Annotated in this window: 16 protein-coding genes; 13 read left to right on the top strand and 3 right to left on the bottom strand. The window is 65.5% G+C overall.

The window, feature by feature from the left end:
• Positions 1-124: 124 nt before the first annotated feature.
• From DCM80_RS28515 to DCM80_RS28500, 4 genes are all read left to right on the top strand, one after another.
• Entirely contained in the window at positions 125-316 is a 192-nt protein-coding gene (locus DCM80_RS28515; protein WP_257198080.1) for a hypothetical protein, read from the top strand.
• A 230-nt stretch (positions 317-546) separates the two neighbouring features.
• Complete coding sequence (locus tag DCM80_RS28510; protein WP_257194737.1) at positions 547-867, top strand: DUF1476 domain-containing protein; 321 nt, start codon at positions 547-549, stop codon at positions 865-867.
• Positions 868-968: 101 nt separating this feature from the next.
• Positions 969-1,259: a hypothetical protein gene (locus DCM80_RS28505; protein ID WP_257194736.1), complete on the top strand. Its 291-nt coding sequence runs from the start codon at positions 969-971 to the stop codon at positions 1,257-1,259.
• A gap of 674 nt (positions 1,260-1,933) precedes the next feature.
• Entirely contained in the window at positions 1,934-2,851 is a 918-nt protein-coding gene (locus DCM80_RS28500; RefSeq protein ID WP_257194735.1) for a septal ring lytic transglycosylase RlpA family protein, read from the top strand.
• Here the strand turns inward: DCM80_RS28500 and DCM80_RS28495 are convergent.
• Entirely contained in the window at positions 2,848-3,801 is a 954-nt protein-coding gene (locus DCM80_RS28495) for an alpha/beta fold hydrolase (RefSeq protein WP_257194734.1), read from the bottom strand. The genes DCM80_RS28500 and DCM80_RS28495 overlap by 4 nt on opposite strands.
• 218 nt (positions 3,802-4,019) lie before the next feature.
• Between DCM80_RS28495 and DCM80_RS28490 the strand changes: the two genes are divergently transcribed.
• The 9 genes from DCM80_RS28490 to DCM80_RS28450 all read left to right on the top strand — a co-directional run bounded on the left by DCM80_RS28490 (position 4,020) and on the right by DCM80_RS28450 (position 13,716).
• The gene (locus DCM80_RS28490; RefSeq protein WP_257198079.1) at positions 4,020-5,216 is read left to right on the top strand and encodes a D-alanyl-D-alanine carboxypeptidase family protein; all 1,197 of its coding nucleotides are present in this window, start codon (positions 4,020-4,022) and stop codon (positions 5,214-5,216) included.
• Positions 5,217-5,218: 2 nt separating this feature from the next.
• Complete coding sequence (tmk, locus tag DCM80_RS28485) at positions 5,219-5,905, top strand: dTMP kinase (RefSeq protein ID WP_257194733.1); 687 nt, start codon at positions 5,219-5,221, stop codon at positions 5,903-5,905.
• Positions 5,902-6,948, top strand: coding sequence for a DNA polymerase III subunit delta' (locus DCM80_RS28480; protein ID WP_257194732.1), 1,047 nt, complete (start codon positions 5,902-5,904; stop codon positions 6,946-6,948). Before tmk ends, DCM80_RS28480 begins: the two co-directional genes overlap by 4 nt.
• Positions 6,949-6,996: 48 nt before the next feature.
• The gene (gene metG / locus DCM80_RS28475; protein WP_257194731.1) at positions 6,997-9,024 is read left to right on the top strand and encodes a methionine--tRNA ligase; all 2,028 of its coding nucleotides are present in this window, start codon (positions 6,997-6,999) and stop codon (positions 9,022-9,024) included.
• A 12-nt stretch (positions 9,025-9,036) separates the two neighbouring features.
• Positions 9,037-9,813 carry a TatD family hydrolase gene (locus DCM80_RS28470; protein ID WP_257194729.1) on the top strand — a complete coding sequence of 259 codons (777 nt, stop codon included), beginning with the start codon at positions 9,037-9,039 and terminating at the stop codon, positions 9,811-9,813.
• A 13-nt stretch (positions 9,814-9,826) separates the two neighbouring features.
• Entirely contained in the window at positions 9,827-10,624 is a 798-nt protein-coding gene (locus DCM80_RS28465; RefSeq protein ID WP_257194728.1) for an MBL fold metallo-hydrolase, read from the top strand.
• Positions 10,625-10,792: 168 nt separating this feature from the next.
• Positions 10,793-11,383 (top strand): TRAP transporter small permease, encoded by a 591-nt coding sequence (locus DCM80_RS28460; RefSeq protein WP_257194727.1) that lies wholly within the window; start codon positions 10,793-10,795, stop codon positions 11,381-11,383.
• Between the two features lie 2 nt (positions 11,384-11,385).
• Positions 11,386-12,699: a TRAP transporter large permease gene (locus DCM80_RS28455; RefSeq protein WP_257194726.1), complete on the top strand. Its 1,314-nt coding sequence runs from the start codon at positions 11,386-11,388 to the stop codon at positions 12,697-12,699.
• A 39-nt stretch (positions 12,700-12,738) separates the two neighbouring features.
• Positions 12,739-13,716, top strand: a complete 978-nt coding sequence (locus DCM80_RS28450) for a TRAP transporter substrate-binding protein (protein ID WP_257194725.1) — start codon at positions 12,739-12,741, stop codon at positions 13,714-13,716.
• 60 nt (positions 13,717-13,776) lie between these two features.
• Here DCM80_RS28450 and DCM80_RS28445 read toward each other — a convergent pair whose 3' ends face one another.
• Together DCM80_RS28445 and DCM80_RS28440 are read right to left on the bottom strand one after the other, a co-directional pair.
• A complete protein-coding gene (locus tag DCM80_RS28445; protein WP_257194723.1) occupies positions 13,777-15,426 on the bottom strand; it encodes an acyl-CoA synthetase in 1,650 nt (549 codons plus the stop codon).
• Positions 15,427-15,449: 23 nt separating this feature from the next.
• Positions 15,450-17,339: a TRAP transporter large permease subunit gene (locus tag DCM80_RS28440; RefSeq protein WP_257194722.1), complete on the bottom strand. Its 1,890-nt coding sequence runs from the start codon at positions 17,337-17,339 to the stop codon at positions 15,450-15,452.
• Between the last annotated feature and the right edge of the window lie 3 nt (positions 17,340-17,342).

Below are 17,342 nucleotides of genomic sequence, written 5' to 3'. Positions count from 1 at the left end.
TCGTTTAAAAAACTCATGATTTTCAATGACATGGTTACTGTGCATGGGGTTGTTTTTCGACATTTGGGGCGGGGCACGGTCGGCCAGGCGAGGAACTCTTTCCTCACAGCCGCGTTATGTTGGCATGACTGAAGATCTTTCATTCCGACGCAAACCCCTGACCCCCGAGCAGCGCCAGGCGCGCGATGCGACACGCCGCATCGAGGCCGAGAAGGCCATGCGCGATCATGAAGCGGCGCAGAAGGCGTTTTACGCCAACAAGGAGCGGCTCCGAGCCGAGCGCCTTGCGCGCGAGGCCGCCGCAGCCAAGGATTGAGCGAAGCGCTGAACGAACGCGGCTGATCCAACCAGATCGTTGAACTGATCCCCAGATGCGCCCACCGGCTTCCCTGCCGGTGGGCGCTTTTGCGTTGTGCCGTGCGACGGCTGGCTTGACGGCCTTCGCGGTCCGGGAGGAAGCTTCAGCAGATCCGATCGACGAGAACCGCGGAGACGTTCGACCCAGCCAGTCCGATCCCCATCAGCGAATGCGCAATGGAGCTGACCATGACCACGTTCGACAAGCGCGAGCAGGGCTTCGAGGCCAAATTCGTCCACGACGAAGAACTCATGTTCAAGGCCACGGCCCGATCCAACAAGCTGCTCGGTCTGTGGGCCGCAAGCCGGCTCGGTCTGACCGGCGATGAAGCTGCCCACTACGCAACGACGCTGGTCACGGAGCATCTGCAAGACAGGACGATGAACGAAGTGGTGGACAAGGTGTCGGCCGATCTTGCCGCTAGCGGCGTCGCGCGTGAGCAGGTCGCGCAAAAGCTCCAGGAGTGCCTGCATCAGGCGCTCGCTCAGCTCGAGGCCAACAAGCAATAGACGACGGTCCACTGCCTCCAGCGACTGGCACCTTCCGGGCGCCATTTCGTGCTACCGTTGCCGCGCGCCGTCGCGTGGCGGCGCGGATCGGGAGGCGGGGAGTGACGCGAAGCGGCTTCGGCAGATGGACCGGTGGAATCGCGCTCGCCGGCGCGATCATGATGGGCGCCGGCTCCGCGCAGGTCTCGGCGAGCCCGCTGACGCCGTTCCGCTACGAGGCGCAGGCGCAGCGTCATTGTCCGCACGACAAGGTGGTGTGGCTCGATTTCAAGAAGGGCGTCTATTACCGCAAGGGTCAGAAGCGGTACGGCCAAGGCTTCGACGGCAGCTTCGTGTGCCAGAGCGAGGCCCGCGGCGGCCTCTATCGCCGCTCGCTGCTGGGCCTGCGCTGAGCTGCGCGCGGGAAGGAGAGGGGGCGTTCAGGCGAAGGCCAGCGCCACGAGGCTCGAGCAGAGCAGGACCAAGCCGCCGGCGGTCAATGCCAGGAAGCCGTCAGATACCAGGTCATGGTTGCGCATGGGACACCTGCCGCTCTCGTCTTCGATGCCCGCTCGGATCGATCAAATTGTCCGAACGCGCCGTCTTGAAAGAGGTGATGCTTGCCGTCTGCGCGAGTGCCGTCAGGCCCTCGTGCGGTAACCTTCAAACGCATGGGCCAGGAAGATCCCCGCGCTTACCAGACCCATCAGTGCCGAAACCGTCTCGATCATCGTTAAATTCCAAATCCCGCCCTTGCATCCGAGAGAACGCGGGCGGCCTTGCACAGTCAAAAGAATTCCAGAGAGCGGCGCGACAATGGGGGTGGAGTGAGGATTCGGCGCAACAGAATGTCCAGCCGTGGCACAGCGCAGGCGCCCTCGTTCCGTAGAACAACGGAAAAATGCGAACGTCCCGTTTACCATCCCGGCGGGATCGCTGCGGGCTCCCCATTTCCGCCGTGTTCGGGTTGCGTTATCGTTACCGCTTCCGAGACGGTGGTGGGCCGCTTCGGATCAGATGACCGGACAGCGATCCCCGTAGCCAAAGCGGGTTGGGTACGCCTCCGGCAAGGTGGTATTTGGGGCGAATGGGGATCCGACGGTCAGATTCGGTTTTGCGGGCCGCGCGTGGTGTCGCGGCGGTCGCAGCCTGCGTTGCGCTGGCCAATTGCGCCTCCTCGAACAAATTCGCCAGCCGCGTCGATCCGAAATACGGCGTGTCGTCGAGCCCCCGGGTCGTGGCTTTCGGGGACCCCGTTCCGAAGGGCGGCGGCACCTACCGCATCGGCAAGCCCTATGTCGTGGCGGGCCGGACCTACGTGCCGGAGGAGGACGTCAATTATCGCGCCGAGGGCGTGGCGTCCTGGTACGGCGACGATTTCCACGGCCGCCTGACCGCCAATGGCGAAGTGTTCGACATGACCTCGCTGACCGCGGCGCATCCGACCCTGCCGATGCCGTCCTACGCCCGGGTGACCAACATCTCGAACGGCAAGTCGCTGATCGTCCGCGTCAATGACCGCGGCCCCTATCACGGCAACCGCCTCATCGACGTCTCGAACAAGGCCGCCGAACTCCTTGAATTCAAAGGAAATGGTGTCGCCAAGGTCCGCGTCGAATATGTCGGTCGGGCGCCGCTGGAAGGCTCCGACGACCGCCAGCTTCTGGCGACCCTGCGCACCGGCGTTCCGGCGCCGTCGCCCTCCATGGTCCGGGTCGCCTCGGCCAAGCCGTTCGTGCCCGATCTGCCATCATCGGCCCGCGGTGCCATTCGCGGCGACGTGCCGATGCCGGAGGGCCGGCCCTACAATCTCGGCAGCACTTCCGCCGACATGGCCTCGCTCAACGCGACCTCGGAAATGTCGGCGTCGAGCCGGAGCCGGGGCCGGGCGCTCCAGAACCCCCGCGCCGTGTCCTATGACGCGGATGGCCGCTACGCGACGGAGACGACGTCCGACGGCGCCGCCGAGGCGCGCAACATCCTGAGCGGCCGCGGGCTCTACTAGGCCAAGCCGGCCTTCAGGAATTGCACCAGCGCCGCGTTCACCTCGTCGGGCCGTTCTTGCTGCACCCAATGGCCGGCGCCCTCGAGGATCAGCTTTTGCTTCAGATTCGGCAGCACGCGCTCGAGCTCGTTGACTCGCTTGGCGCCGATCAGGCCGGTGATGACGGCGTCCTTGGAGCCGGCGATGAACAGCGAAGGCTGACGGATCTGCGCGTCCTGCCAGGGCGCCGTCAGCTCCCAATTGCGGTCGATGTTGCGATACCAGTTCAGCCCGCCGCGAAAGCCGGACTTGCGGAAGCTTTCGGTGAAATAGGCGAGGTCAGCCTCGCTGAGCCAGCCGGGCAGCGGTTCCTCGGCGCCCGCATGGCCGAGAAAGCCCTTGCCCTCCTGCACGAACATCGCGGCGGTGGGGTCGGCCAGGCCGCGTCCCCCGAGCACGACGCGCATGGTGCGGGCGACGTCGCGCTCCAGCTCGGCCTCGGCGACACCCGGCGCCTGGAAATACTGCCAGTAGAAATTGGTGACGCCGCCCTGGCGCAGCAGGTCGAGCGGCTTGCCGCGGCCGCGGAACGGCGGCGGCACGCTCAGGCCCGCCACCGCCGTGAAGATGTCGGGCCGGAACAGCGCCGCATGCCAGGCGACCGGCGCGCCCCAATCGTGGCCGACCACCATCGCCCTGGTCTCGCCGAGCGCCTGCACCAGGCCAACCACGTCGCCGACCGTGTCGAAGATCGAGTAGGCCGCAACCTCGGGCGGCGCCGCGCTCTGGCCGTAGCCGCGCATGTCGGGGGCGACGACGTGAAACCCGGCCGCCGCGAGCGCGGGGATCTGGTGGCGCCAGGAATAGGACAGCTCCGGCCAGCCGTGGCACAGCACGACCAGCGGACCCTGGCCGGCTTCGCGGATGAAGAGATCGATGCCATTGGCCTTGATCATGCGCGTGGAGGACATCGCTTTTCCGCCTTGTTTCAGGGATTTGGTCGGGAAAGGTGAGGTGCCACGATAGGGGCACGGCGAGAATCGTGCAATCTCTCGGCAGGCGTCCAACGTCGCGTTGTTCGCGCCGATTCCAGCTGTTAGAACGCTGCTCTCAGGGCTTGGCCATGGCATGTCGTTTTCTTTCGCACCGTCGCACCCGGTTCACCGCCGGAGCGCTGGCGCGCGGCCTGATGGCGACGATCCTGGTGGCAAGTGTCGGCTGGAGCGGGGCGCTCCTGGCCGCCAACCAGAGCGTCCAGGGCGCCAAGAAGGCCGACGATACCGGCTTCGACGGCGATGCTCCGACCGCGATCCTGATCGAAGCCACGAGCGGCAGCGTGCTGTTCGAGAAGAACGCCGACGAGCTGCGCGCGCCCTCCAGCATGATGAAGCTGATGACGGCGGAGGTCGTCTTCAATGCGGTCAAGAAGGGCGACATCAAGCTGACCGACGAGTACCAGATCAGCGAGAACGCCTGGCGGCGGGGCGGTGCGCCCTCGGGCGGCTCGACCATGTTCGCCGCCATCAACAGCAAGGTCTCCGTCAACGATCTCCTGCACGGCGCCATCATCCAGAGCGGCAACGACGCCTGCATCGCGCTCGCCGAAGCCATGGCCGGCAACGAGAAGATCTTCGCGGCCGACTTCATGACCAAGCGCGCCCGCGAGCTCGGCATGACCAGGTCGACCTTCGGCAATTCCAGCGGGCTGCCCGACCCCGCCAACAAGATGACGGTGCGCGAACTCAGCATGCTCGCCCGCCACATCATCCTGGACTTTCCCGAATTCTACAAACTGTTTGGCGAGAAGGAGTTCACCTGGAACAAGATCCGCCAGCCCAACCGCAATCCGCTGCTCAATTCGCTGGAAGGCGCCGACGGTCTCAAGACCGGCTACACCAAGGAAGGCGGCTACGGCATGGTCGGCTCGGCCGTGCAGAACGGTACGCGGCTGATCGTCGTCATCAACGGACTGGATGATCCCGACGATCGCGCCAGCGAAGCCAAGAAGATGCTGGAATGGGGTTTTCGCAATTTCGAGACCCGCACGCTGATCGCGGCCGACCAGCCCGTCGGTTATGCCAAGGTGTTCGGCGGCGAGAGCCGCTCGGTCAAGCTCGTCGCCAAGACTCCGGTGAAGGTGATGGTGCACAAGAACGGCAGCGACAAGCTGATTGCGCGCGTCGTCTATAGCGGCCCGGTGCGGGCGCCGGTCGAGGCAGGCCAGAAGGTCGGCGTGGTCAGGGTCTGGCGCAGCGGCAACATCGCGGTGGAGACGCCGGTCTATGCGGCTGAAGCGATCGGCACCGGCTCGACCGTGCGGCGCGCGATCGACGGCGCCAGCGAGCTCGTGATCGGCATGTTCCGCGCAGGCGCCGAGAAGCTCTGATCATGAGTGAGAGCTCAGGACAGCGGCCGTCCGGACGCGGACGCTTCATCACCTTTGAAGGCGGCGAGGGCACCGGCAAGTCGACCCAGATCAAGAAGCTGGCCGACCGCCTCAAGGCGGCCAAGCTCCGCATCCGCGTCACGCGTGAGCCGGGCGGCTCGCCGGGTGCCGAGATCATGCGTCATCTGGTGCTGTCGGGGATGGGCAGGCTGCTCGGTCCGGAGGCGGAGACGCTGCTGTTTGCCGCCGCGCGCGACGATCATGTCCGCACCGTGATCCTGCCTGCGCTCAACCAGGGCGTCTGGGTGCTGTGCGACCGCTTCGCCGATTCGACGCGGGCCTATCAGGGCAGCCTCGGGCGCGTGCCTGAAGGCCTGATCAACGCGATGCAGCGGGTCACGATCGGCGATCTCAAGCCGGATCTCACCATCATCCTCGATTTGCCGGTCGAGATCGGCCTGCAGCGCGCCGCCGCGCGCCGCGGCAACGGCACGCCCGACAGGTTCGAAAGCGAGAAGCTCAGCTTTCACCAGGGCCTGCGCGAGGCCTACCGCAAGATCGCTGCGGACGATCCGGCGCGCTGCGTGCTGATCGACGCCAATTCCGATCCTGACACGGTCGCAGCCCGAATTTGGGCTGCGCTGCGCGATCGTCTCCTTCCCACGCCGGCTTCGGTGATTTCAGCATGAGCCCGCGCCAGTCCGAGCGTGAAGCCGCCATTCCGCACCCGCGCGAGACCGGTCTCCTGTTCGGCCATCGCGAGGCCGAGGCGGCGCTGCTATCAGCCTATCGCAGCGGGCGGATTCCGCATGCCTGGCTGATCGGCGGGCCGCAGGGCATCGGCAAGGCGACGCTAGCCTATCGTATGGCGCGCTTCGTGCTCGCTCATGGCCAGCCGCAGGCGCCCGCCGTGCAGCACGCCCAGGACCTTGCAGTCGACCCCGATGACGCGGTGGCGCGGCAGGTGGCGGCCGGCTCGCATGGCGGGCTCTTGACGCTGGAGCGCACCGCCAACGATCGCGGCGTGATGCGCACCGTGATCACCGTGGACGAGACGCGCGAGACAATCGGCTTCTTCGGCTCGACCGCGGCGGCCGAAGGCTGGCGGGTCTGCATCGTCGACACCGTCGACGAGCTCAATCCGAACGCGGCCAACGCGCTGCTGAAGATCCTCGAAGAGCCGCCGCAGCAATCGCTGTTCCTTCTGGTAAGCCACGCGCCGGCGCGCGTGCTCGCCACCATCCAGTCGCGCTGCCGCAAGCTCCGACTGCGGCCTCTCGCAACGGAGGACGTGGTCGGGGCTGCGGCTGCGGCCGCCGAGCTCGATCCGAGCGATCCTGCGCTGCGCGAGGCGGCGGAGGCCTCCGAGGGCTGCGTTGCGCGGGCCCTAACGCTGCTCGGCGGCGACGCGCTGAAGCTTCAGCAGCGCACCGCCGCGCTGCTGGCGCGCCTGCCGCAGGTCGACCCGCGCGAATTGCACACGCTCGGCGATTCCCTCGGCACCAGCGACCGCGTCGCGCTCGCCGCCTTCATCGACGGCATCGATCGCTGGATCGCCGAACGCCTGCATGCGGACGAGGCCAATGCCAACCAGAATTTGCCGCGCCTTGCGCGGCTAGCTGAGGTATGGGAAAAGATCGTCCGCGCCGCGCGCGACACCGAAACCTACAATCTGGAGCGCAAGCCCTTGGTTTTCTCGGTGTTCGGCTGGCTGGCGGACGCAACGCGCTAGGCGCAGATTCGATTCAAAAAATTCGAGAAGCCGGTAAAGGAATTCGTCGTGGCAACGCGAGCTAAGAAAACCGCCAAGGGCAAGAAGGCTGCGAAGAAGGCAGCCAAGCGGACTGCCAAGAAAGCCACGAAGAAGGCTGTGAAGGCGCTTACGCGCAAGGCTTCCAAGAAGGTCAAGGCGTCCAAGAAAGCCACCACCACGAGGGGCGGAAAAAAAGGCACAGCGAAGCCGGTAAAGAAGGCTGCGAAGAAGCGAGTGATCGCTAAGAAGGCTTCTAAGAAAGCGGCCGCCAAAAAGCTCGCGAAGGCCCCTGCGAAGAAATCAGCCAAGAAGGTTGCCGCGCCGGCCGTCGTCGCTCCGGCCTCCGTCGTCGCTCCGCCGAAGGCTGTCAAGCCCAAGGTCTCCAAGCCCAAGGTCTCCAAGCCCAAGGTTCCTAAACCCAAGGCCCCGCCTGCGCCGAAGCCTGCCGCAGCTCAGCAAGCCGCGACGCCGGCAGCCGCCCCAAAGGCCGCCGCGCCCGTTGCCGCCGCCGCGCGCGACAACGTCTTCTACATCACGACCGCGATCGCCTATCCCAATGGCAGTCCGCATATCGGCCACGCCTATGAGGCGATCGCGACCGACGTGCTGGCGCGCTTTGCGCGGCTCGACGGCAAGGACGTGTTCTTCCTGACCGGCACCGACGAGCACGGCCAGAAAATGGTGCAGACCGCGGCCGGCGAGGGCATGTCCGCAGCAGCCCTCGCAACCCGCAATGCGGGCCGCTTCAAGGAGATGGACGAGCGCCTGAACGTGTCGTTCGACCGCTTCATCCGCACCACCGAGGAGCAGCATCATCGCTCCAGCCAGGAGATCTGGCGGCGCATGGAGGCGAACGGCGACATCTATGCCGACACCTATGCCGGATGGTACTCGGTGCGCGATGAGGCCTATTACGCCGAGGACGAGACGCGTCTCAACGACGACGGCGTGCGGCTCGGTCCGCAGGGCACGCCGGTCGAATGGGTCGAGGAGAAGAGCTATTTCTTCCGCCTGTCGGCTTACCAGGACAAGCTGCTCAAGCTGTATGCGGATCATCCCGATTTCATCGGGCCGGATTCCCGCAAGAACGAGGTGGTCAGCTTCGTCAAAGGCGGCCTGCGCGATCTCTCGATCTCGCGAACGACGTTCGACTGGGGCGTGAAGGTGCCCGGCGACGAAGAGCACGTGATGTATGTCTGGGTCGACGCGCTGACCAACTACATCACCGGCGTCGGCTTTCCCGACGAAGGCGACAAGAACTGGCGCTACTGGCCGGCCGACGTTCACATCATCGGCAAGGACATCATCCGTTTCCACGCGGTGTACTGGCCGGCGTTCCTGCTGTCGGCCGGAATCCCGCTGCCGAAGCGGGTCTATGCCCACGGCTTTCTGTTCAACAGGGGCGAGAAGATGTCGAAGTCGGTCGGCAACGTCGTCGATCCCTTCAACCTCGCCGACCAGTACGGCGTCGACCAGATGCGCTATTTCTTCCTGCGCGAGGTGCCGTTCGGTCAGGACGGCAACTACAATCACGAAGCCATCGTCGCGCGCATCAACGCCGATCTCGCCAATGATCTCGGCAATTTGGCGCAGCGCTCGTTGTCGATGATCGCCAAGCAACTTGGCGGCGTGCTGCCGGAGCCCGGCGAGTTCAGCGACAACGACAAGGCGATCCTGGCGATGGCCGACGGCATGGTGGCCGCGTCCCGCGAAGCCATGGCGACGCAGCAGATCCATCAATGGCTCAACGCCGTCTGGGCCGTGGTCGCGGAGGCCAACCGCTATTTCGCCGGCGAGGCGCCGTGGGCGCTCGCCAAGACCGATCCTAGCAGGCAGAAGACGGTGCTCTACGTCACCGCCGAGGTCGTGCGCCAGATCGCGATCCTGGCTCAGCCTGCGATGCCGGCCGCATCCGGCAAGCTGCTCGACAGCCTCGGAATCCCGGAGGGAGAGCGCAGCTTCGCCATGCTCGGAGGTGCCAAACGGATCGCGCCGGGCTTGACGCTGCCGGCTCCGACGCCGGCGTTCCCGCGCTACATCGAGCCGGCGGCCTAGAGGCATTCGCCGATGCTGGTCGACAGCCACTGCCATCTGGATTTTCCGGACTTTGCGGAAGATCTCGACGGCATCGTATCGCGGGCGCGCGCGGCCGGGATCGGGCGCATGGTCACGATCTCGACTCGGGTTCGGAAGCTCAATCAGCTTCTTGCCATCGCCGAACGCTACGACGACGTCTGTTGCTCGGTCGGCACCCATCCGCACAACGCGGATGAGGAGGACGGCATTGCATCGGACGAGCTGGTTGCGTTGACGGAGCATCCCAAGGTCGTCGCGCTCGGCGAAGCCGGGCTCGACTATTTCTACGACAACGGCTCGCCGGAGGCGCAGGCGCGGGGCTTTCGCGCCCACATCGCCGCCGCCCGCGCCACCGGCCTGCCACTCGTGATCCACACCCGCGAAGCCGACGAGGACTGCGCGCGCATCCTGGAAGACGAGGCAGCCAAGGGATCGTTTCGCGCCGTGCTGCATTGCTACACCGGCGGGCGCGAGCTGGCGCTGAAAGCGGTGTCGCTGGGGCTCTATATCGGCTTCACGGGCATCCTGACTTTCAAGAAGTCGGAAGCGCTGCGCGCGCTCGCGGCCGAACTGCCGTCCGATCGTATCCTGGTCGAAACCGACTCGCCCTATCTTGCGCCGGGCAAGTTCCGCGGCAAACGCAACGAACCGGCCTATGTAGTCGAGGTCGCAAGAGTGCTGGCCGAGACGCGCGGGGTGCCGTTCGACGAGATCGCGCGCCAGACCAGTGAGAATTTCTTCCGCCTGTTCTCGAAGGTGAAGCCTTGAAACCGGGAGCCGCATGACGCTGACACTGACGATCCTGGGCTGCGGCTCCTCCGCCGGCGTGCCGCGCCCGGCGCTGGGCTGGGGCGCCTGCGATCCCAACAATCCCAAGAACCGCCGCCGCCGCTGCTCGCTGCTGGTCGAACGGAAATCCGAGCACGGCACCACGCGCATCCTGATCGACACGTCGCCGGACCTGCGCGAGCAATTGCTCTCGACCAACGTCGATCACATCGATGCGGTGTTCCTGACGCATGAGCACGCCGACCAGACCCACGGCATGGACGATCTGCGATCGGTCGTGATGCACATGCGCCGCCGCATCCCGACCTATTTCAACCAGTCGACCGCCAAGGACATCCTGTCGCGCTTCCCCTATTGCTTCATTTCGCCGGAGGGCAGCGACTATCCGCCGATCTTGACGCGGCATTCGATCGAAGCCGGCGAAAGCCAGACCATCCTTGGGAAGGGGGGCGCCGTGACGATGACCGCCTTTCTGGTTCAGCATGGCAACATCCCCGCGCTGGGCTATCGCATCGGGAATGCAGCCTACACACCCGACCTCAACGACATCCCGCGCGAGAGCTGGGATACGCTGGAAGATCTCGACCTCTGGATCGTCGACGGCCTGCGCTACACCAACCATGTCAGCCATTTCAGCATCGATGACGCGCTGTCCTGGATAGAGCGGTTCAAGCCAAAGCGCGCCGTCATCACCAACATGACCGCCGATGTCGATTACGAGGTGATCCGGCAATCGCTGCCCGCGGGCGTCGTGCCCGCCTTTGACGGGCTGCGGCTCGAGACGCATTGAACCTGCGGTAGAAATTCGCCTGCCGGCAGGCATAGTCCTTGCTTGAGTCGGCTCCATCATGTTGATCTAACGTCTGAAAGACTGGGCGTTGGCCAAGGGCGATATTGAGGCAGGATCGGCGGCGCGCGATATGCGATCGCCGGGCCGGCCGAAACGCCTCGTGTGAGGATGGGATTGGTGGCTGGGGACGACGAAACGGCTGGTGGACCGGTGCGCCGCGCACTGGATCTTCTTTATCTCGGGGCAGGCTACGCCGCCGGCGTCTTCCTGGTTGCAATCTTTGCCATCATGATGCTCATGTCGGTCGGTCGCCAGTTTGCGATCAACGTTCCCGCCGGCGATGACTTCGCGTCGTGGTGCATGGCCGCGATGGCTTTCCTCGGCCTTGCGCATACCTTCAAGCGGGGAGAGATGATCCGCGTCGGCCTGCTGCTGGAGCGCCTGCACGGGCGGACCAAGCAGGTCGCGGAGATCGTGGCGCTCGGTATCGCCACCGTCTTCATTCTCTATTTCACCCGCTATGCAGTGCAGATGACCTACGATTCCTGGCGCTTCAACGACGTGGCGCAGGGCGTGGTCGCGCTTCCGCTATGGATCCCCCAACTCGGCTTTGCCGGCGGTCTTGCGATCCTGTCGATCGCGCTCATCGACGAAATGGTCAATGTCGTCGGCGGCGGCCGCCCAAGCTACGAGAAGGGCTCGCCGGACGAGACGCCGGAAGAGTTCGTCGAACGCATCTCGCAGGGCGGCGGAGGTTGACCATGGCCAATCTCGGCATGATCGAGCTCTCTTTCATCCTGCTCGGCGTCATGATCCTGCTGCTGGGAAGCGGCGTGTGGATCGCGGTCTCGCTCGGGCTCGTCGGCTTCGTGGCGATGGCGTTGACCACGAGCCTGCCGCTCGGCGCGGTGCTTGCGACCACCACCTGGAGCGCCAGCTCATCCTGGACCCTGGCCGCGCTGCCGCTGTTCATCTGGATGGGAGAGATTCTCTTCCGCACCAAATTGTCGGAAGAGATGTTCCGGGGATTGTCGCCCTGGGTGCAATGGCTGCCCGGGCGCCTGACCCATGTCAACGTGATCGGCTGCGGCATCTTCGCGGCGGTCTCGGGTTCTTCGGCCGCGACCTGCGCGACGATCGGCAAGATCGCGCTGCCCGAGCTCGACAAGCGCGGTTACGACAAAGGCCTGAGCCTCGGATCGCTCGCGGGCTCGGGGACGCTCGGTCTGCTGATCCCGCCCTCGATCCCGATGGTGGTCTACGCGGTCACGGCCAATGTCTCCGTGCTGCAGGTGTTCCTCGGCGGCTTCCTGCCGGGCGTGCTGGTGATGGTGCTCTATTCCGGCTACATCGTCATCTGGTCGCTGCTCAATCCCAAGAAGGTTCCGCCGCGCGATCCGCCGATGCCATTCCGGCAGAAGCTGCGCGAGTCGGCGAAGCTCGCACCCTGCCTGCTGCTGATCCTCGCGGTCTTCCTTTCGCTCGTGCTTGGTTTTGCGACCGCGACCGAATGCGCCGCCTGGGGCGTCACCGGGGCATTGCTGCTGGCCTGGTGGAGCGGCACGCTCACGCGGAAAAACTTCCTCGAGAGCATCATGAGCGCCACGCGCCTGACCTGCATGATCATGCTGATCCTGGCGGGCGCGGCCTACACCACGGCTGCGATGGCCTATACGGGCATTCCGGCGGCGCTCGCCACCTGGGTGCAGGGGCAACAGCTCACGCCGGGAATGCTCGCGCTTTATCTCAGCATCATGTACATCATCCTGGGATGCCTGATCGACGGCATCTCGATGATCGTCCTGACCGCCGTCATCGTGCTGCCCATGGTCAGGCAGGCCGGCCTCGATCTGGTCTGGTTCGGCGTCTACCTCATCATCCATGTCGAAATGGCGCAGATCACCCCGCCGGTCGGCTTCAATCTGTTCGTGCTCCAGAACATGAGCGGGCGCGACACGTTCACCGTCGCGCGGGCGGCGTTTCCGTTCTTCGTGCTGCTGCTCGCCTCCGTGTTCATCATCACGGAGTATCCACAGATCGTGATGTTCCTGCCCAAGCTCGCCTTTCCAGACTGACCAAGCCACGCTTTCAATTTGACCGGGAGGAGAAGTTCAATGAAGTCTCGTTTCATCGGTGCAGGCCTGATGGCCTGCGCAATTCTGGCGGCAACGCCCGCTTTGGCCCAGACCAAATGGAATCTGCCGGCGGCGTATCCCGCCGACAATCCGCACTCCGAGAATCTCGTCGCCTTCGCCAAGGACGTCGAGGCCGCAACATCAGGCAAGCTGCAGATCACCGTCCATCCCGGCGCCTCGCTGTTCAAGGCACCCGACATCAAGCGCGCGGTGGTGACCGGTCAGGCGCAGATGGGCGAGGTGCTGCTCTCGATCCACGAGAACGAGGATCCCGTGTTCGGCGTCGACGTCGTGCCGTTCCTCGCGACCAGCTTCCAGGACGCGATGAAGCTGTATCAGGCCTCCAAGGCTGCGATCGTCAATAAGCTCGATGCGCAGGGCCTCAAGCTGCTGTTTGTCGTGCCGTGGGCGCCGCAAGGCGTCTATGTCAACAAGCCGCTCGCGACCATCGAGGACATGAAAGGCCTGAAATGGCGTGCCTATAACGTCGGGACCGCGCGCATCGGCGAGCTGGTCGGCGCGCAGTCCGTCACGATCCAGGCCGCTGAACTGCCGCAGGCGCTGGCGACCGGCGTGGTCAATTCCTTCATGTCGTCGGGCGGCACGGGCTACGACGCGAAGGCCTGGGAGTCGCTCAAATACTTCTACGACGTTCAAGCCTGGATTCCGAAGGACTACACCTTCGTCAACAAGGCCGCGTTCGACGCGCTCGACAAGCCGACCCAGGAGGCCATCCTCAAGGCGGCGGCAACGGCGGAAACCCGTGGCTGGAAGGCCTGGCAGGACAAGAGCACCTGGTACCTCGACCAGCTGAAGGCAAAAGGCATGAATGTCGAGCCGCCGAGCCCGGCGCTCAAGGCCGGCTTCCAGAAGATCGGCGAGCAACTGACGGCCGACTGGCTCAAGAAAGCCGGCGCCGATGGTCAGGCGATCGTCGACGCCTACAAGAAGATGTGAGGTTGAGGCCTTCCGCCCGCCGCCTTCCGGCGCGCGGGCGGAAGCTCTTCTGCAATCGGCTCAGGCCGAGATCGCCTTCGCCGATCCGACCTCGTTGCGCAGCAGGAATTTCTGGATCTTGCCGGTGGACGTCTTCGGGATCGGCCCGAACACGACGGCCTTCGGCGTCTTGAAGCCGCTCATGTGCAAGCGGCAGAAGGCGATGATGTCGGCTTCGCTGGCGCTGGCGCCGTCCTTCAGCTCGACGAAAGCGCAGGGCACTTCGCCCCACTTGGGATCTGGCTTTGCGACTACGGCGGCGAACAGCACGGCCGGGTGCTTGTAGAGGATGTCCTCGACCTCGACGGAGGAGATGTTCTCGCCGCCGGAGATGATGATGTCCTTGGAGCGGTCCTTGATGATGACGTAGCCGTGCTCGTCGAGCACGCCGAGATCGCCGGTGTGAAACCAGCCGCCCTCGAACGCCTCCCTGGTCGCCTTCTCGTTCCTGAGATAGCCCTTCATCACGATGTTGCCGCGGAACATGACCTCGCCGATGGTCTCGCCATCGCGCGGCACCTCCTGCATGGTCTGCGGATTGATGACGGTGACGCGTTCCTCGAGCGGGTAGGGCACGCCCTGCCGGCGCTTCATGCGCGCGCGCTCGGGCGCGGGAAGCTCGTCCCAGCCGGGCTGCTCGGCGCAGACGGAGGCGGGGCCGTAGACCTCGGTCAGGCCGTAGACATGCGTCAGCTTGATGCCGATGCTTTCGGCGCCTTCGAGCACCGCGACCGGCGGCGCGGCGCCGGCGATCAGGCCGACGACGCGGCGGGCCGCATTGCCTTTGGGCGCGTCGGGGGCGTTGATCAGCGTGTTGTAGACGATCGGCGCGCCGCACATATGGGTGACGCCGTGCGCCTTGATCAGCTCGAAGATCCTGGTCGGCTCGACCTTGCGCAGGCAGACATTGATGCCGGCGGCCGCCGCGATGGTCCACGGGAAGCACCAGCCGTTGCAGTGGAACATCGGCAGCGTCCAGAGATAGACCGGATGCTGGCCGAGACCACCGGCGAGGATGTTACTGACCGCGTTCAGATAGGCACCGCGATGATGGGTGACGACGCCCTTGGGATTGCCCGTCGTGCCCGAGGTGTAGCTCAGCGCAATCGCGTCCCATTCGTCGCTTGGCGTGATCGCCGCGAAGTTCGGATCGCCCTCGGCGACGGCCGCCTCATACTCGATCTCGCCGATGCGGCTGCCGCCTTTGAACGATGCGTCGTCGACGTCGACCACGAGCGGCTTGGGGCCCGTCATCTGCGCCAGCGCGTCGGTGATGACGCCCGAGAATTCGGGGTCGACCAGGATGATCTTCGCGCCGCCATGGTCGAGCTGAAACGCGATCGACGGCGCGTCGAGACGGATGTTCAGCGCGTTGAGCACGGCGCCGGTCATGGGCACGGCGAAATGCGCCTCGTTCATCGCCGGGATGTTCGGCAGCATCGCAGCGACGGTGTCGCCGACGCCGATCCCCTTGCGCGCGAGCCAGGACGCAAAGCGCCGGCAGCGCTCATGGGTCTCAGCCCACGTGAAGCTGCGGCCCTCATAGACCGTACTGACATGATCGGGATAAACGGCGGCGCTGCGCGCGAGGAAGCTCAGCGGGCTTAGCGGCACGTAATTGGCGGGCGTCTTGTCGAGATCGACATTGTACTGGTTCTGCCGCTCGCTCATCGACACCCTCCTTAAACTGCGCCTCAAAGGAATCCGATCGAGATCCAGGGGAAGATCGCGACGATGATCAATCCCGCCAGCAGCGCCAGCAGATAGCCCCAGATCGGCCGGATACCTTCGGCCGGATCGACACGTCCGATGGCGCAGGCGGCATAATAGCCGACGCCGAAGGGCGGGGCGAATAGTCCGATGCCCATGGCGAGAATGATCACCATGGCGTAGTGCACCTCGTGCACGCCGACGGCCCGGGCGATCGGAAACAGCAGCGGCCCGAACAGCACGATCGCCGGAATGCCTTCCAGCACGCTGCCCAGGATGACGAAGGCCAGGATCGAGACGGCGATGAAGGTCGCAGCGCCCCCGGGCAATCCGGTCATGGCGGCCGCCAGCGAGCGCGAGAAGCCGGATTGCGTCAGGCCCCAGGCCATGCCGGTCGCCGTGCCGATGATCAGCAGGATCGCGCCCGACAGCGCCGCGGTCTCGACCAGCATCGGGAACAGCCGCCGCCAGTCGAAGCGGCGGTAGACGAGCAGGCCGACCAGCGCGCCATAGACGATGCCGATGGTGGAAACCTCGGTCGCGGTCGCGATGCCCTCGACCACGGCGTACCGGATCACGAAGGGCAATGCGAGCGCGGGCAGGGCGACGACGAAGGTCCTGCCGATCTCGGATGCCGTGGCGCGCCGGACGTGGCTCATGTCCTCGTGGCGGTAGCGCCACCACACCAGCATGCAGAGCGTGATCGCGAGCACGACGCCGGGCAGGAGGCCGCCGGTGAACAGCGCCGCGATCGACACGCCGGTGACCGAGCCGATCGTGATCAGCACCAGGCTCGGCGGGATGGTCTCGGTCTGGGCGCCGGTCGCCGCCAGCAGCGCGACGAGATCGCCGGGCTTGGCGCCGCGCTCTTTCATCTCGGGAAACAGTACGGGCGCGACGGCCGCCATGTCGGCAGCCTTGGCGCCTGAGATGCCCGAGACCAGGTACATGGCGCCGACCAGCACATAGTGCAGGCCGCCCCTGACATGGCCGAGCAGGCTGGCCAGGAAAGCCACCATGGCCCGCGCCATGCCGGTCATCTCGATCAGGACGCCCAGGAACACGAACAGCGGCACCGAGAGCAGGATGAGGTGGCTCATGCCCTCGTCCATCCGCCCGACCAGGACCATCACCGGGGTCCGCGTCGCCAGCGCCAGATAGCCGAAGATCGCCAGGCCAAAGCCGAACGCAATGGGAACGCCGGCAAAGACGCAGAAGCCGGCGACGCCGACGAAGAAAATGACGAGGTTGAGATTGCCGAGCGAGCGCAGCAGCGGCTCCGCCAGCCAGAACAGCCCGGCCAGGACGGCAACCGACAGCATCGCGGCCGCGACCATCCGGTAGTCGGCTGCGCGCAGCAGCCGCAGCAGGGCGAAGGCCGCCATCAGGCCGATGCCGGCCGGCAGCGCGGCGGCGCGCCAAATATTGGAGATCTGCAGCGCCGGCGTCGTGATGTAGCTTTCTTCATAGGCGTAGTCGCAGGCGGGCCAGACGATCAGGATCAGGAACGCCAGGGCCGCCGCGGTCGCGACCAGATCGAGATAGGCCCGCATGGCCGGCCGCGCGCTGGCGACGACCGCGGTCATGCGCATGTGCTCGGAGCGGCGGAACGCAACCGCCGCACCCAGCATGGCGAGCCACAGGAACAGGATCGAGGCGAGTTCGTCCGACCAGATCAGCGGCCGGTGCAGGCCGTAGCGCGCGACCACCCCGGCAAACAGGATCACGATCTCGGCGACGACCAGGATCGCCGCCGGGATCTCGACGGCGAGACCGAGCAGGCGCTCGAGCGAAGCCAGCAACGATGGTCGGCGAGGGGGCTGAAACGCCGCCTCGCCCGCCACTGCGATCATCTCGATCTCGGCATGAGCCATGAC

Origin of the sequence: Bradyrhizobium sp. WBOS08, from assembly GCF_024585125.1 — a bacterium.
Lineage (GTDB): Bacteria > Pseudomonadota > Alphaproteobacteria > Rhizobiales > Xanthobacteraceae > Bradyrhizobium > Bradyrhizobium japonicum_B.
The sequence above is the reverse complement of the archived record's forward strand: the minus strand, read 5'-3'. Positions and strand labels throughout refer to the sequence as shown.

Coding starts and splice junctions, on each gene's coding strand:
- DCM80_RS28440 (WP_257194722.1), bottom strand. CDS start 17,339: ATGGCTCATGCCGAGATCGAGATGATCGCAGTGGCGGGCGAGGCGGCG.
- DCM80_RS28510 (WP_257194737.1), top strand. CDS start 547: ATGACCACGTTCGACAAGCGCGAGCAGGGCTTCGAGGCCAAATTCGTC.
- DCM80_RS28490 (WP_257198079.1), top strand. CDS start 4,020: ATGGCGACGATCCTGGTGGCAAGTGTCGGCTGGAGCGGGGCGCTCCTG.
- DCM80_RS28465 (WP_257194728.1), top strand. CDS start 9,827: ATGACGCTGACACTGACGATCCTGGGCTGCGGCTCCTCCGCCGGCGTG.
- DCM80_RS28455 (WP_257194726.1), top strand. CDS start 11,386: ATGGCCAATCTCGGCATGATCGAGCTCTCTTTCATCCTGCTCGGCGTC.
- DCM80_RS28495 (WP_257194734.1), bottom strand. CDS start 3,801: ATGTCCTCCACGCGCATGATCAAGGCCAATGGCATCGATCTCTTCATC.
- DCM80_RS28480 (WP_257194732.1), top strand. CDS start 5,902: ATGAGCCCGCGCCAGTCCGAGCGTGAAGCCGCCATTCCGCACCCGCGC.
- tmk (WP_257194733.1), top strand. CDS start 5,219: ATGAGTGAGAGCTCAGGACAGCGGCCGTCCGGACGCGGACGCTTCATC.
- DCM80_RS28460 (WP_257194727.1), top strand. CDS start 10,793: ATGGGATTGGTGGCTGGGGACGACGAAACGGCTGGTGGACCGGTGCGC.
- DCM80_RS28445 (WP_257194723.1), bottom strand. CDS start 15,426: ATGAGCGAGCGGCAGAACCAGTACAATGTCGATCTCGACAAGACGCCC.
- DCM80_RS28515 (WP_257198080.1), top strand. CDS start 125: ATGACTGAAGATCTTTCATTCCGACGCAAACCCCTGACCCCCGAGCAG.
- DCM80_RS28470 (WP_257194729.1), top strand. CDS start 9,037: ATGCTGGTCGACAGCCACTGCCATCTGGATTTTCCGGACTTTGCGGAA.
- DCM80_RS28500 (WP_257194735.1), top strand. CDS start 1,934: ATGGGGATCCGACGGTCAGATTCGGTTTTGCGGGCCGCGCGTGGTGTC.
- DCM80_RS28450 (WP_257194725.1), top strand. CDS start 12,739: ATGAAGTCTCGTTTCATCGGTGCAGGCCTGATGGCCTGCGCAATTCTG.